Source organism: Streptomyces sp. NPDC046716 (genome assembly GCF_040645755.1).
GTDB lineage: Bacteria > Actinomycetota > Actinomycetes > Streptomycetales > Streptomycetaceae > Streptomyces.
In genome coordinates this window covers 67,796-82,061 of record NZ_JBEYYU010000007.1, presented here as the reverse complement: position 1 = coordinate 82,061, position 14,266 = coordinate 67,796, and the positions used below count along the sequence as shown (strand labels likewise).

At 67.5% G+C, this 14,266-nt stretch carries 11 protein-coding genes; 5 read left to right on the top strand and 6 right to left on the bottom strand.

Annotation, left to right across the window (positions count from 1 at the left end; all coding sequences use genetic code 11):
- Positions 1-51 precede the first annotated feature (51 nt).
- Both ABZ930_RS07695 and ABZ930_RS07690 read left to right on the top strand, forming a co-directional pair.
- On the top strand, positions 52-2,019 hold the full coding sequence (locus ABZ930_RS07695; protein WP_361543108.1) for an FG-GAP-like repeat-containing protein: 1,968 nt from the start codon (positions 52-54) through the stop codon (positions 2,017-2,019).
- Positions 2,020-2,545: 526 nt separating this feature from the next.
- Positions 2,546-3,022 carry a hypothetical protein gene (locus ABZ930_RS07690; RefSeq protein ID WP_361543105.1) on the top strand — a complete coding sequence of 159 codons (477 nt, stop codon included), beginning with the start codon at positions 2,546-2,548 and terminating at the stop codon, positions 3,020-3,022.
- Between the two features lie 322 nt (positions 3,023-3,344).
- On the opposite strand, the gene ABZ930_RS07685 is transcribed toward ABZ930_RS07690, so the two are convergent.
- The 5 genes from ABZ930_RS07685 to ABZ930_RS07665 form a co-directional block, all read right to left on the bottom strand.
- The gene (locus tag ABZ930_RS07685) at positions 3,345-3,914 is read right to left on the bottom strand and encodes an SMI1/KNR4 family protein (protein WP_361543102.1); all 570 of its coding nucleotides are present in this window, start codon (positions 3,912-3,914) and stop codon (positions 3,345-3,347) included.
- A gap of 614 nt (positions 3,915-4,528) precedes the next feature.
- Entirely contained in the window at positions 4,529-4,780 is a 252-nt protein-coding gene (locus tag ABZ930_RS07680; protein ID WP_361543099.1) for a hypothetical protein, read from the bottom strand.
- A gap of 159 nt (positions 4,781-4,939) precedes the next feature.
- Positions 4,940-6,478, bottom strand: a complete 1,539-nt coding sequence (locus ABZ930_RS07675) for an oxidoreductase (RefSeq protein WP_361543096.1) — start codon at positions 6,476-6,478, stop codon at positions 4,940-4,942.
- 364 nt (positions 6,479-6,842) lie between these two features.
- The gene (locus ABZ930_RS07670; protein ID WP_361543093.1) at positions 6,843-8,669 is read right to left on the bottom strand and encodes an acyl-CoA dehydrogenase; all 1,827 of its coding nucleotides are present in this window, start codon (positions 8,667-8,669) and stop codon (positions 6,843-6,845) included.
- Positions 8,670-9,122: 453 nt separating this feature from the next.
- Positions 9,123-9,923, bottom strand: coding sequence for an NAD(P)-binding domain-containing protein (locus ABZ930_RS07665; protein ID WP_361543090.1), 801 nt, complete (start codon positions 9,921-9,923; stop codon positions 9,123-9,125).
- Between the two features lie 179 nt (positions 9,924-10,102).
- Between ABZ930_RS07665 and ABZ930_RS07660 the strand changes: the two genes are divergently transcribed.
- Complete coding sequence (locus tag ABZ930_RS07660) at positions 10,103-10,954, top strand: helix-turn-helix transcriptional regulator (protein WP_361543087.1); 852 nt, start codon at positions 10,103-10,105, stop codon at positions 10,952-10,954.
- A 236-nt stretch (positions 10,955-11,190) separates the two neighbouring features.
- A complete protein-coding gene (locus tag ABZ930_RS07655) occupies positions 11,191-11,799 on the top strand; it encodes a DUF6461 domain-containing protein (protein ID WP_361543084.1) in 609 nt (202 codons plus the stop codon).
- Between the two features lie 261 nt (positions 11,800-12,060).
- Here the strand turns inward: ABZ930_RS07655 and ABZ930_RS07650 are convergent, their stop codons facing one another.
- Positions 12,061-13,512, bottom strand: a complete 1,452-nt coding sequence (locus ABZ930_RS07650) for an amidase (RefSeq protein WP_361543081.1) — start codon at positions 13,510-13,512, stop codon at positions 12,061-12,063.
- Positions 13,513-13,634: 122 nt separating this feature from the next.
- Here ABZ930_RS07650 and ABZ930_RS07645 point away from each other — a divergent pair, with 122 nt between their 5' ends.
- Positions 13,635-14,258, top strand: coding sequence for a helix-turn-helix domain-containing protein (locus ABZ930_RS07645; protein ID WP_361543078.1), 624 nt, complete (start codon positions 13,635-13,637; stop codon positions 14,256-14,258).
- Positions 14,259-14,266: the final 8 nt, after the last annotated feature.

Sequence of the window (14,266 nt, the reverse complement as noted above, 5' to 3'; positions counted from 1 at the left end):
AAGAGATGCGGAGCAATGAAGAGACGTCTGTGCGTCGTGGGCGCTGTTCTCATGTGTGCCCTGTTCGGCCTGCAGGGACCGGCCACGGGTGCGCAGCGCCCGGCAACCGCCACCGCTGCGGCTGGGTGGCCCGCGGTGAGTTCCGCCTCCGGGGCCCATGTCGAGAGCGGAACGCGCGCTGATACCGCCAGCGCCACCAGCAACAGTGTGGTTCGCCACGATTACAACGGCGACGGTCGCAGCGACTTCGCGTCCTGGTACGACTATGCCGAGGGCCAGGACGCCATTCATACCTTCACCGCCCGGGCCGACGGCGGCTTCGCCCCGCCGGCTGTCGGCTGGAAGACGCCAAAGGGCAACTTCTGGGCCGAGTACATGAAGAGGGTCACCGGAGACTTCAACGGGGACGGCATCGGCGACATCGCCGCCTTCTACGGCTACGACGACGGGAGAGTCTCCCTCCTCACCTGGCTCGGCACGGGCAAGGGAACCTTCGCCGACCCTTTCTCCTCCTGGTCCGTCACCCCGGGAAACTGGACCTTCGACGCCATCAACGCCCAGGCCGGTGACTTCGACGGAGACGGCCGCGACGACATTGCGGCCTGGTACGACTACCGCAACGGCGACGACAAGCTCTTCACGTTTCTCGCCGAGGCCGACGGCGGTTTCGCCAGCCCCTTCTCCTCCTTCGCACGCACCAACGCGGACGGCTGGCAGGTCGAGCGGATGAAGTTCACCACCGGTGACTTCGACGGGGACGGCCGCGACGACCTCGCAGTTCTGGACAGCTACACAGCAGGCACGGTGCGGCTGATGGCTTTCAGCGGCACGGCAGAGGGCGGCTTCTCCGACCCGGTGAGCGGCTGGCAGGCCGGCGGCTGGCAGTTCGACCGGGTGAGCGTGCTCTCAGGAGACTTCGACGGCAACGGCCGCGACGAAGTCGCGACCTGGTACGACTACGCCGACGAACACGACGCCCTCTTCAGCTTCAGCCTCGACACCGACGGCAAGTTCGCGAACCAGCGTCAGCTGTTGAACATGAAAGCGGGAGACTACGACCGGGCCCGGATGTACCTGGTCTCCGGCGACTACAACGGCGACGGCCGCGACGATGTCGGCGCCCTGTACGGCTACTCGGACGGACTGGTGGCCGCGCTCACCTTCACCGGCACCAGCGACGCAACCCTGCGGGACGCGCTGCACAGCTGGAAGAGCACCGCGGACGACTACTGGACCTTCGCCAGAGTCGCCACCATCGGGCCCTACAACAGCTCGCTTCCGGCCTGCCCGGCGGTCTTCGGGCACGGGGGATACCCCACGGGCGACGACGCCTGGGCACGGGACCAGGTCCGCCAGCCGAACCACCCCACCGGCCTTGCCCAGCAGAAAAGCTGGGGTGCGGCGGGCGTGGAAGCCGATCTGCGGCTCACGCGGGACGGCACCAAGGCAGTGATGTGGCACAACAACACCACCAGAGGCCTGTCGGGTACCAAGTCCGACATCGCAGCCATGTGGTGGGCCACCGGCGCCGACCAGCTCAAGGGCCGCACAATCGTGACCGGCCCGTACAAGGGCGAGACGGTCTACACCTTCCGCGAATGGCTCGACAGTGCTCAAAGCCAGCAGATGGCCGCGTTCGTAGAGCTCAAGAAGGAGACCGAGCCGGTCCTGCTCCGCGGCGAGGCATCCGTCCGCGAGGCCGCCTGGAACGAGGTCATCGCACCCATCAAGGAAAGCGCAGCCAGACAGAAGATCCAGATCTACACGCAGAGCGATGAACTGCGCCCCGAACTCGAAAAACGCGTCAAAGCGGCGGGTCTCGGCGCAGCGCTGGACAGCTACCCCCGATGGATCGACGATGCAGACTTCGGCTGGGAGGAGCCGGCGCCACCGGCCTACAAGCACTATGCCAACTGGCAGTACAAGCTGAACAAGTACGGCTCCCCGGTCACGGCCGTGCCGATGGTCACCTCCTGGACGAGTGACTTCACGTCCTGGCTGAAGGGAAAGTGCCGCTGATGCAGTCGCAGGCTCGCTCGCTGAAGATCGAGTGCTCCAACCCGAAGCACCCACTGCCGTCTGTGGCAGTTGGCGACGGTCACCTGAAGTCAGCGGTTCCGCTCCGGGCGTCGAAGGCGTCGGACGCGGCAAGGGCAGCACGGTGGCCTCGGCTCGCACGCAGCGCACGTGCGAGCCCAATCCGTCATCGGCCCGGTCTTTGGTCGCCGGTGATTGCCAAGACCACCATGAATCGCATCTCCGCCCCGAGCGATCCCCACCGCCCCGCCGACGCCGTTTCAGCGGGCCCCGCAGCTACATGAGAGCAACCAGTGCATCCTTCAGCGGCAGATGGTGTCCTCCGCGCCTTCTGGGCGGCTCCGGTGGGCGATCGCGTGCCTCGGTTGCCCCAGCTTGCGGGCGCGGTGTCGACAGCGGTCCGCCCGACTTCTTTCCCGCAGCCTCTGACGGGCGACCGCTTGTCGCGGCCGGTCGGTGGGAAGCCCGTCAGGGAAGCTCTATCGGATACGAGTGGCGAGGGGGCCCTATGGCGGCAGAAGTCTGGGCGCCGTTGTTTTCACTCGTCGGCGTCGTGCTCGGCGGAGGTCTGACCGCTCTGTCGCAGCGCGCTACTCAGCGTTCGGCTGAGCGGCTGGATGAACGTCGGCAGATCACTGCCGGGCGTGCGAGCCGACGGGCCGAACAACTGCAGGCGATCAAAGACTTTCTGGCCTGTGTGCAGGAAGCGGAAGGCATGGCGTATCGACGCCCCGAGGGGTGGGGCGAAGACGAGGACGGAGGGTGGCATGCGGCCGCGTCGGCGGCGATGGGCAGACTGTGGGTCGCCGAGCGGCACCTGGTGCTCCTGTGCCACGCCAGTCTCCACCTTCCCGTACAGGCATATGTCCGGGCGCTGAACCAGGCAGTGTGGCGCGAGATCGGTGACGTCGAGGTCAATGAGCACGTCGAAGAGCACAAGAATGCCTTCATGGCCGCGGCCCGGGCGAGCCTCGCCGCCGACTGACTTCTTCCCATGGGCGGAGCCTGCATCTCTGGCGTGACTGGTGGGTGTGTGGAGAGGAAGAAGGACTGCGCGGATGCCTGTCCAGCAACGATGCCTCAGTCAGCTGACCCGTACCCTGCCCTCCTCCAGACAAGTCAACGACCCGGTCACTGAGCGTCTTCAGGTTGGCCACTGATCGCGTGACGGGGCGGTGTGTGGGAGGTGATCCCGATCCTGGAATGCAATCGAGCACCCCGCCGGCGAGTGGGTACTCCCGCACGCGGCCGGACCACCTCAGTAAGGCGCAGCAGGGCACCGGCTCCTGCGATGGGGCAGTGGTGTGTCACGACCAGACGAGTCGGCCTGCCTCGACCTCGCAGACGGGATGCCGGCCATCGGCGATCTTCGTCAGCATTTCCGCCACGGAGTCGAAATAGTGCGCCAGGGATGCGTACTCGCCCGTGATCGTGGGTTCACCCACAAACCACCTGCCTACCCGTCCGTCCCGCGCGTCGACGAACTTCCCCATCCAGCCGTCCTGGTCGGACAGGAACGGGATCCACTCATTGCGCCAGAACGGATTGTCCGGCTGGTCGGGAGGGTCGAACCCACCGGGCATGGAGCGGTTCGCGTAGAGGTTTTCCATGGCCCGGATGCCCAGAAAGAAGCTGCCCTCATCGGGGAAGCCGGCGAACCCGCAACATGCCACGTCGTGATCCACATCTTCCTCAGGAAGATCCAGATTGTTCTGCAGCAGCCACGCCCGCAGATCCTGAGGCAGCGACCTACCCATCCGTTCCTCGGCGGCCGTGAGCGCCTGCTCCGTAGCGGGCCCGGGAAGGTCCGCGTGTTCGGCCGGAGCATGCCGCGCAAGAAGATTCATCACGTGGGACCAGCTCTCCACCACGCTCATTTCCCTCTGCCCTCTCTGCAATGACCCCTGCGGCTGCGCCACTACGGGGGCGAAGCGTCGATGCCGCGAGCTGTAGCCCCAAAGCGTGTGCAGAAGGGCCACGTAGGGCAGCGCCGACCGGAAAACCCCGCAGGGATAGTACTCCGAACGTGCGTGCTGTTCCGCCCCTCACGATCACCCGATGCCGGTCCGAAGCGCAGGACCGCCCGCCCCTTTACGACACGGGGACAGGCGGCACTTCCAGATCGGCATTGCTGCTCCCGGGGCCTTCCACGTAATAGCGGCCGCCTCCGATCGGGACGGACCGCGCCCGCATCCGGGCTCCGCCTCGTCCCCCTGATGGCCACGCGCCCCTCGGCGGCCCGCGCCCCTTGTGGCCCGTCGCGACGTCGCTCCGCCGCGCTATAGCACCAGAACAGGCCGCGCGCACCTGCGACAGGAGCGGAGGGCGAGAGCCAAGGCCGCGTGGGCAACTACACGGCGACCAGCTGTCCCAAGGCATGCAAGCCGCAGTGCTGCTGACCAGCCTGGCGAACCTGGCGCGGCCTGGCGATTGCCCGCCAGGCCATGTCTGTGCGTGTGATCGGACGTTGACCGGCTATGCATGACGACGGTCACGACCACGCGGCGGCCATGGTTGAACTGACCGAGGCGTACTGGCTCACCACCCCGGCCGATCTGAGCGGCCACACGTCCTGCCCCCGCTTCTCCGTGTCCATGTCCTCGCCGCGGGCGGAGCGTGGGCTGTGCCGGCGTGTGCACTCGGCCATGACAGCGACGTCCGTACTGACCGTGGCAGCCGCCGCGCCCTGCTCCACCAGTTCAAACGGCCAGCCACGCGATGGGAACGCCGCCTCGAACTCCATGACGCCTTCGTCTCATTGGGCTGCAGCATCTTCTGGAGACGCCTCAAGAAGACCGAAGCATGCTCGTGCTGCTGGCTCGCAGAGCTGTGACTGACTTTGGCGCGGGTTTCTGCCGGGGAACTCGAGCGTGTGCCGGCCATGCCGGGTCCCTGTGGCTTCTTAGTTTTTCTGCAGGGCGCGGGTGAGCCCAGCCAGGCCGGCTGTGGTCAGCACCCAGCCTGAGGCGATCAGGACGTAGACGAGGCACTGGGGGCCGGTGTTGGGCCAGTACCAGCCTGACCGCTGTCCCAGGCCGCCGATGGGGATCAGGAGGTCCAGGGTGTAGACAAGGGGCTGGAACGGGGCGCCTTCCCCTGCCTTGACCGGTGTGGGCGTGTTGGTGCTGAAGACGCCGGTTCCCAGGATGCTCAAAGCGAGGAGCCACAGGCCGGCGAGCCATGGCCGATAGCCGTAGCCGACGGTCACGTCGAGGAGGTGGCCCCAAGCGCGCGCGGGCCAGGAAAGGGTGCTTCGCCGGTGGCGCTGTCGGGCCAGCAGGACGCGGCGTGCGTCGCCGTCATGTCCGATCGTCCGGTACCAGATGGCCAACTGCTCGTACGGTTGAGGGCTGTAGCGCGGGCTGCGACGGATCCACGCCACTCTGTGCCCTGGCGAGTCGCGCCCCTCGCCGACCCCCGCGTCCTTGAGGGAACCGTAGACGAATCCCTCCAACGCCACCACAGGCGGCCAGCTTTGTGCGCTGTCGGTGAGGTATGACACCTGGGCGCCGCGCAGGTCGACTGCCGCGGCCGGCGGGCGGGCGAAGGTGAGGTCGGCGTCGACGGCCTGCATATGCTGGCACTGCACGGCAGGAACCGCGCCGTCGGCTGCCGTATGGACAGTGGCTCCGGCGAAGCTGACCTTGTCCAGGATCTGTGTCCTCCGCAGTTTCACCGTACCGCCCGCCGTGAACCCGTCTGAGCAGTCGAGACGAGAGAGCACGGCGTTGTTCAGGTCCAGGGCGACGCCGCCGGGCCCGGGGTCATCGAGCCGTGAACCCCGCAGGTACAGCCCGCGCGAGAGCTGGGATCCCGCGAGGCGAATCGTTCCGCGGGCGTGGAAGCCGCGGTTGCCATACAGGGCGCCTTGAACGGCCAGCCCACCCGCGGCCATGGCCAAGCCCCCGGGCGCGTTCAAGCGTGCTCCGTTGAGCAGCAGGCCGCCGGCCACCCGGGCGTCACTGAGCGACAGGGCCGTGGGCACGTCGTTGAAAGCCGAGGAAGCGAGGCTCTCGAGGAGAGAGCGCCGCAGGTCGACATTGCCTTCGAAGCGGGCCGAGTCGGCCTCCAGCCCCGGCAGTTTGCAGCCCGTCAGCACCAGGCTTCGCATCGATGCTCCGAGCAGGTCTACCCCCTCGTCGAACCAGCACTCCTCAGCGCACACGAGGTAGCCGACGTCAGCTCCAGCGAGATTCAGGGATCCGGTGATGCGTGCCCCGGCTAGCCGCAGACTCGCCGACGAGCCGGGGCGAGCCGGATTCGCGCCCAGCAGAAGACTTGTGATCACGTCGCCCCGAACCGTACGTGCGGGACCCCACCGCCCGCCCGTATCGATGTCGACGACAGCCCGGCCAGCGGGGCGAAGATCCACGCGGCGCCCCTCAGGAAATGCATCCCACAAGGTCCGCTCGGGAAGCGTCAACTCCGCATATGAGATCACCTGGTGAGAGTAACGGCCCCACGTCTTTCCTCCTCCCTCACCCAGGGGCCAACGGACCCCGCTATCCAGCCGATCGGAGTGGACCTCTCTTCGGTCGACCACGGGCTCCGCTCATGCTCACGACGCGAATCGTCGGTCCAACGAGCGAGCCTCTTCGACGCGCCGCCGAAACCGCCCGCGATCTCCGGCAAGGCGCGCCGAACGTCCAGGGCCCAGGCAGGCAACGCTACGTCGCCGAGCAGACCTTCGTCCTGGGGGAGGCGAATCAAGAGGGCCGGACCATCATCGCGGTACGCGCTCAAAGGGTTCTCGAACTCAATGGGCGCGGATCCTTTTGAGTGGTCGTCGGAAGGGCGTGGGTCGGTTATGAGGTGCGTAGGGACGAGGTGTTCGGCGTCAGCATCGGCAGCGATGCCAGGTGTTCCTCGGGTACGTCGAACGCTTCTGTCAGGGTCGCCAGGTGTGGTGCGAGTCCGGCTGTCAGGTCGCGCACTGTGTCGGGGAGGGAGCGGACCTGTTCGGCGGTGAAGGTGTGTTCGGCCAGCAGGAGCCCGCTGAGCGGGGCCAGCCGATCGAGCAGGAACAGGGTGCGCAGATCATTCAGGGCGGCGCGGGTACCCGGGTCGGTGACCTGCGAGCAGGCCGCGGCGAAGGCATCGGCGGCCTGTCCCACCGTGTGTGTCTCGACCAGGGCGAGGGCTGCGGCGGAGGCATGGTTCCAGCGCCCGAGTGCATCGCCCGTGCCGGCGCGGACGTCCCGGCGCGCGGTCAGGTGCCAGTGCCGCTCGGCGGCGGCCAGGGCGCGGCGCAGAAAGGCGGGGTCGGTGAGGGACTCCCGGCCGGTCGCCGCCGTCTCCGGTTCCGGGGCGGCTCCGTGACCGAAGATCATCTCGGCTCCGGCCTTGCACCAGACGGCCAGGTTGTCGCCCTCGGCGGTGATGGCCCCGTCGGCGTTGGCGGTGAACTCGGCGAGGCCGTTCACGGGAAACAGCGCGCGGGCGCCGCAGCGTTCGCGGGCCTCGATCGTGATGTCGCGGCCCTGCCAGGTGATCCAGCCCTTGGCCATCGCCACCAGCCGTTCTGCCTCGTCCCGGTCCTCGGGGCTGTGGGAGATCCAGCGTTCGGTGACGGCCCGGTGCAGAAAGGTCATGGCGTACGCGGTGGCCGTGCAGGACAGAAGCCGGGCATGGTGGCTGCGATGCGCGGCCAGCGGGACACGCTCTCCGGCCACCGGCCCCGAGATGTGGCGCAGGTACGCGTAGCGCGCCGCGATCGTCAGCGCCGCACGGCTGCCTCCCAGAACGCTCGCGCTCATGCACAGCTTGCCGACCGTCACCCGGCGGATGGAGTGCAGGAACCGTTTGCGCGCACTGCCCACAGCGCTGGTGAAAGTACCTTCGTGCGCGAGTCGTCCGTGCGCGCCCTGAAGCAGTGCGGTGCGGGGCAGCCGCACGTGATCGAAGCCGGTGACGCAGTGGTCCACCGGGCTGCCGATCCGGTCCGGCAGCATGGTCACGGTGATGCCCGGCAGGGTTCCCCGCTGGTCACTGAGCGGGGTGAGGAAGAGGAAGACGCCCTCGTCCCGGTCGTCGACCTGCAGCCGGGCCGCGACCACGGCGGTCTTCGGCCCGCCCGCGGGGCTGGTGTTGGGCATGTATTTCTGCGCGCCCTCGTGCGGGGTGTGCAGCACGAACTCGTCCCGCTCACGGTCGTAGCGGGCGATGGTCTCCAGCGCCGCGGCATCGTTGCCGTGCGCGTGCTCGGTGCACAGGAAGGTCCCGGTGGCCGCAAGTGCGGTGAACGCGGCCAGGTCGCGGGCGGGGGACACTTCGTCGTCGAGAAGGCTGCCGAGGAAGAGGTTGTAGTGGATGCCGGCGACGGTGGCCGTGGCCCCGTCCACCACCGAGGTCCACTCGTGCACGGCGGCCAGCGCGCGCGGGTCCCGGACCAGGTCCTGCACGCAGAGCACTTCCTCGTTCAGGGCCCGAAGCCGGTCGTACGACTGCTGCCACCGCTCCTCGACACGCAGATCGGCGCGGTGGCGGAACAGGTCGGTCGAAATGATCTTGCGCCACGTCGTGTGAAGGTCGGGTCCGGTATCGCCGTCCCGGAAGAGGACTCCGGTCAGCTCCTGCGAGCGGGGTGCAGGCCGCGGACCGTCCTCGACCTGCGCACTTGTATTGATCGTCATGCCCGACCAACGACATGACGCGTGTACGGAAACCGGGACGAAGTAAACAGCCGGTTAAAGATCACACGCGACGGCCAACCGCCCGCCCGCGGCCCACTCGCCTCACGGTGCCGCGTCATGCGGCCCCACTGCGATGTTCCCGATCGGCACTCCAAAGGAGCTGGCACCCATCGTCGCTTGGCTGTCATTGGTTGTGGGGGAGCGGCCCGGAAGAGTGCGTCGGCTTGACGGCGGAGTCTGTTGGGTCGCTACCGGTACGGCGATGGTCCCGGCCTCGCACCGGGACCGCGCCCGTGAACGCCGGTCACTGCAGCGTGCGTTGTCGATGCCGACTCCATGCGGTGAGGTCCTGCCCGACGGGCAGGACCTCACCGCATGCCGATCCAGCGTTCGCGCCAGGGGCTGAGGAATCGGCGCGCCGAGTGCCGCAGGACGGTACGCGACGCCCGGATGTTACTTGTTCACCGTGTTGGCGCTCGCCTGGTCCATGAAGATGGCGACGTGGGCGGGAGGCATCCCGGCCAGCGTGCCGCCGACCGGTGACGGTCGCTCCGCGCTGTCGATCATCGTGCGGGCGGCTTCGGGGGAGACGGGCGGGACCGGGTGTTCGAGGTAGAAGCGCTTCTCCTCATCCCCGGTGATCCCGTCGGGGATGGCAGGGGCGTACGGCCAGAAGTAGAGGGGCGTCTCGGGCTCGATCCGCCAGCTCTCCGCGAGCGAGCCGGCATCGACCACCTCGTAGCCGACCGCCTCCAGGAACCGCGTCACCGCCTCCTTGGCAGCGGGATCGTCGCCCGCGATCGGCAGGGTCGTCCGTTCTGCATCGCCCTTCGGGCGGGCGTTGGAGTACATGTGGTTCCAGTCCAGATTGTGCAGCCCCTTCACGACCAGGGAGTCCTTGAGGTGCCGCTGCACGAGTTCGCTCGAGGTGAGCTTCCCGGCATCGAGCTCGGCGTTGCGCCAGAACTCCGGGTAGTAGTTCGTCTGGTCCAGGACGACCTTCCCGGCCAGCTTGTCGACCGGCAGGGCCTCGAAACTCGCGAGCGGGACAGGAAGGGCAATGATGTCGCCGGCCTCGATCGCCTCATCGACCGTTGCGGCGCGCGCCAGCGGACCGAGCTCCGATACGAGTTCCGCGATCGATTCCGGGCCCCGCGAGTTGCTGAGCACGACGCTGTAGCCGGCGTCGACGGCCAGCCGGGCGACGGAGCCGCCGACCAGACCAGAGCCAATGATTCCGACGGTGGGTGCCATCGTGGGTATCTCCTAGTACAAAAGGCGCCGCGAGCCGGCGGCAGGTTCCGCCGGGCCTCTGACGCACTTGGGGACTGACACGTCGATACTCGGCCTGGCCCCTGGGGTGCACCAGGCGCTGTCGTCCCTGGTAGCGCCAGTACCACCCACCCCCTCACCAGCAGACTCATACTGGATCCATGACCACTCACACCGAGCTCGGCCCAGCACTGCGTGCATGGAGAGAGCGCATCGGCCCGGCCGCGGTCGGTCTGCCGGTCGCAGGCAACCGACGCGTTCCGGGCCTGCGCCGTGAGGAGCTGGCGGTCCTGGCCGGCATCTCCGTCGACTACCTCGTGCAGCTCGAACAGGGCCGCGCGAAGAACCCCTCCCCCCAGATTCTCGCGGCGTTCGCCCAGACACTGCGGCTCAACGCCGTGGAACGCGAGCTGCTCTACCGGCTGGCAGGGGCGGTCGTCCCGCCGTCCGGGACGGTGCCACGCGAGGTGCCACCCGGCGTGCAGCGCATGATCGACCGGATGAGCGACACCCCGCTGGCCGTCTTCACCGCCTCCTGGGACATCGTTCAGAGCAACCCGCTCTGGGCCGAGCTGTTCGGCACCCCGGCCGAGGCCGATGCCCGGTCGAGCAACCTGATCTGGGGGCACTTCGCCGCCCCGCCCGCACCCGGCGCTTCCCGCATCGAGCGCGGCGCCGCACATGCCGAAGCCTTCGAGCGCATGATGGTGTCCGACCTGCGCCGGGCCGCCGACCGGTACCCCGACGACCGCGCCGTCACCGAGCTGATCAACGGACTACGAGAGACCAACCGACGCTTCGCCGATCTCTGGACCCGCTACGAAACCCGGCCGATCGGACGCTCACACAAGACAGTTGTCCACCCCCGACTCGGCGAGATCGTCCTCGACTGCGACATCATGACCATCGAACGCGCCGACCTGCACATCGTGTTGAACTGGGCCGCTCCGGACACGGGCGCGGCCGAGAAGCTCGCCCTGCTCCGCGACCGCGTAGCCGCAGCAGCACGCTGAACAGCGGCACTACGCGGTTGCAGCCATTGAACTCACCCCGCAGGACTTGCTCTGCTGGAACTTCGCCGCCGAATTCGCACGGTGGCCTCCCAACGAAAGCTGCGCACAAGGGCCAAGCTCTGGTTCCTCAACTCCGCGTCATCGTGCATGCCATCCAGGACGCCGCCGAGCAGACCGCACCCCCGCAGGCCCGGCCCTAGCCGCCGATGTCAGTGGCATCAGCGAGGATCTCGGGCATGACTGCGACTGCTGCTGACTACGTATGGTTCGAGGAGTGCTTCCCCGAGCTCGCAGAGGCATACTGCTTCACCCTGGTGCACAAGCTGTCGCCTTCAGAAGTTCTCCGTCGCCTCCAGGGACGTGAGGAGTCTCCGCGGACCGGGGCGGAGCAGATAGTAGAGGCGGCCTTCGACCTCCTGGAATCCGACGACGCCCGGCAGCTGATCGCCATGACGACCATCGGGGACTGGACGCTGTTGATCGAGCCCAACGGTTATCTCGGCGTCACCGAGGAGAAGGCCTTGCCTGCATCCGCGGGTACCAACTGGGTCTCGCACTTCGTCAACATCAACGGCGTCGACACGTTTCTCTGGGCCGAGGACACGACGAACCGCTTGGCCTTCGAGCCCGGATTCCCCGACAGCCGGTGGGGAACGACCCCCGACGAACTCCTCAAGGCCATGCACGACAGCGGTTTTCAGTTCTGGGAGGAGACCTCCGATACGGCGGAGAACCTGTCCGCGCCGGCAGCGTTCGCGCTGGCCGAGTATCTGACCGGCGTCCGCATCACACCAGAACTGCTTCAAGAAACGACGTTCACCTGCGGCAGCGCAAAGATCAGGTGACCCCATCGTGGCCTTGCTTCCTCACGACGTGCGTGCGAGCGCGACCTGGACAGCCGGCGCGCTGGGTCGTGGTGACAGAACCCCTACCTCTGTGCCGCAGGCGACCCCGTCAACCGCATCGACCCCACCGGCCTGCTGTCGCTGGGAGAGGACCTGGGCCTGGCGGGAACTCTCGTCAAGAATTCTGGGTATTGGTGGTCTTCGGTCCTGTGACCGGAAAGCATCCGTCGATGCCTCGCTGTAGCGTGCCAGGAGCATTCTTCAGCGGGCCGGATGGTTCCCTGCCCATACCGTGGGGATTCGGCCTGACCACGGACTTGCCTGTTCGAGTTGTCCGGCAAGGCGGAAGAGCCGGCCTTCGAGGCCGTATCCGGCGGCGAACTGCATGCCGACCGGGAGTCCCGTCCCGGCGTCGGCCGTCACGGGTACGGACATGGCGGGCGTGCCTGTCACGTTGAACGGCAGGGTGAACGGCGACAGGTCGTTGATGCGCTCGATCCAGCCGAGGCCGTCCAGTGTCTCCGCACCCTCCGTATGAGTGCCCAGAGACATGGGAGGCTCCGGCAGGGTTGGCGTGAGGAGGATGTCGTACTCGTCGAAGTACCGCGCCAGGCTTCGGGCCACCCGGTTCCGCATCGCGAGAGCGGTGTGGAATTGCGCGCCGCTGACCCTCTGCCCGTAGTGGTAGCCGGCGAGGGTCGCCGGCTCAAGGGTCGAGGAGTCGATGGGACGGCCGAAGGCGGCGGCCAGCCCGTCGACCAGGGTGGTGAGGTTCACCGTCATGAGTCGGGCGTTGGCCAGGACGAATTCCTCCCAGTCGGCGCCGAGGCCGACCTCGACCTCCGTTACCTGATGACCAAGGAATTCAAGCAACCGTACGGTGCGGGAGAGGGCGTCGGTCACCGGTGCGGTAGTACGGCGTCCGCCCCACGCCTGGGCGAGGACGCCGATGCGCAACGAGCCAGGATGACGGGTGACTTCCTCCGCGTACGGCCGTGACGGCTGCTGGGCGAAGTAGGGGTCGCCCGACTCGGGGCCGCGTATCTGGTCGAGCAGCACCGCACTGTCGCGTACGGTGCGGCTGACGCTGCCGTGCACGGCCAGGCCGCTGAAGACCTCGTCGACGTCGGGCCCCATGGACACCCGGCCACGGGTGGGCTTGATCCCGAAGAGGCCGTTGTAGGCGGCGGGGATACGGAGCGATCCGGCGGCATCGGTGCCATGGGCATTCGGAACCACCCCGGCGGCGACCGCGGCGGCCGCGCCTCCACTGGATCCGCCTGCGCTGCGCTCCAGATCCCACGGGTTACGGGTCACGCCGTACAACGCAGATTCCGTCGAGATGCCATAGGCCATCTCCGGTGTCGCGGTGCGCCCGAACGTCACGAGGCCCGCGCGCCGGAAGCGCTGCATCAGCGAGGAGTCGGCGCCGACGACGTTACCGGCCGCGAGGCGGCTTCCCAGTTCCATCCGCCTCCCGGCCATGGCCACCGCGATGTCTTTGATCAGAAAAGGGACGCCAGCCAGTGGTGTGCTGCCAGGGGCAGGTTCGTCGTCGGTCAGCCAGGTCTCCACGACGGCGTTGATCTGCGGATCAACTGCCTGCACAGCCTTGCGTGCGGCTGCCTCCAGCTCGGCGGGGAGTACCTCGCCCTTGGCCACCAGCTCCGCCAGTCCGACCGCGTCGAAGCTCACGTACTCAGAGACTTTCACTGTCACTCCCCACCAGACTCAATACCGTTGAGTGCCGAACGATACCCGACGGTATCGCATGGGTCCGACTGGTACCGTGGAGGGGTGTGGACCGCACGATCGACCGGAGTGACGGAGTAGTCATGGCATCGACCCTCAGCAGGCCGAGCAGAGTGGCGAAGCTGCCGCCTCGTGAGCGCATTCTCGACGCCGCCGAAGAGCTCTTCCAGAGAGAAGGGATCCGGCAGGTGGGGGTGCAGGCGATCGCCGACAAGGCCGAGACCACCAAAATGGCGATCTACCGGCACTTCGAGACCAAGGACGCGCTGGTCGCGGAGTGGCTGCGGATCGTCGCAGCGGACTATCAGGCGGCCTTCGACCGGGTGGAAACCGAATATCCCGACCGGCCCGAGGAGCAGATTCTGGGCCTGGCCCGCTTCATCGCCGAGGGGCTGCCGACGATTTCATACAGGGGCTGCCCGTTCATCAACTCCCTCGCCGAGCTTCCCGACCGCCTTCATCCGGCACGGCAAGTGATCGAGGACCACAAGGCCCATCAGGCCCGCAGGCTGATCGGCATGTGCACCGAAGCCCAGATGCCCGACCCCGGACAGGCCGCGGCCGAGATCACCTTCGTACTCGAAGGTGCCCAGGTCAGTACACAGAACGGAAGCATCGATCAGACGGGAGACCGCCTGATGAAAATCGTCGGGGGAATCGTGGACCGGCACCGCTCCCACCTCGGCGCACACACGGCGGCTGACTGACCGCCCGC

What these genes read in the sequence shown, in the direction of transcription:
- ABZ930_RS07695 (WP_361543108.1), top strand. Translation starts at nt 52, where the DNA reads ATGTGTGCCCTGTTCGGCCTGCAGGGACCGGCCACGGGTGCGCAGCGC.
- ABZ930_RS07690 (WP_361543105.1), top strand. Translation starts at nt 2,546, where the DNA reads ATGGCGGCAGAAGTCTGGGCGCCGTTGTTTTCACTCGTCGGCGTCGTG.
- ABZ930_RS07685 (WP_361543102.1), bottom strand. Translation starts at nt 3,914, where the DNA reads ATGAGCGTGGTGGAGAGCTGGTCCCACGTGATGAATCTTCTTGCGCGG.
- ABZ930_RS07680 (WP_361543099.1), bottom strand. Translation starts at nt 4,780, where the DNA reads ATGGAGTTCGAGGCGGCGTTCCCATCGCGTGGCTGGCCGTTTGAACTG.
- ABZ930_RS07670 (WP_361543093.1), bottom strand. Translation starts at nt 8,669, where the DNA reads ATGACGATCAATACAAGTGCGCAGGTCGAGGACGGTCCGCGGCCTGCA.
- ABZ930_RS07665 (WP_361543090.1), bottom strand. Translation starts at nt 9,923, where the DNA reads ATGGCACCCACCGTCGGAATCATTGGCTCTGGTCTGGTCGGCGGCTCC.
- ABZ930_RS07660 (WP_361543087.1), top strand. Translation starts at nt 10,103, where the DNA reads ATGACCACTCACACCGAGCTCGGCCCAGCACTGCGTGCATGGAGAGAG.
- ABZ930_RS07655 (WP_361543084.1), top strand. Translation starts at nt 11,191, where the DNA reads ATGACTGCGACTGCTGCTGACTACGTATGGTTCGAGGAGTGCTTCCCC.
- ABZ930_RS07645 (WP_361543078.1), top strand. Translation starts at nt 13,635, where the DNA reads ATGGCATCGACCCTCAGCAGGCCGAGCAGAGTGGCGAAGCTGCCGCCT.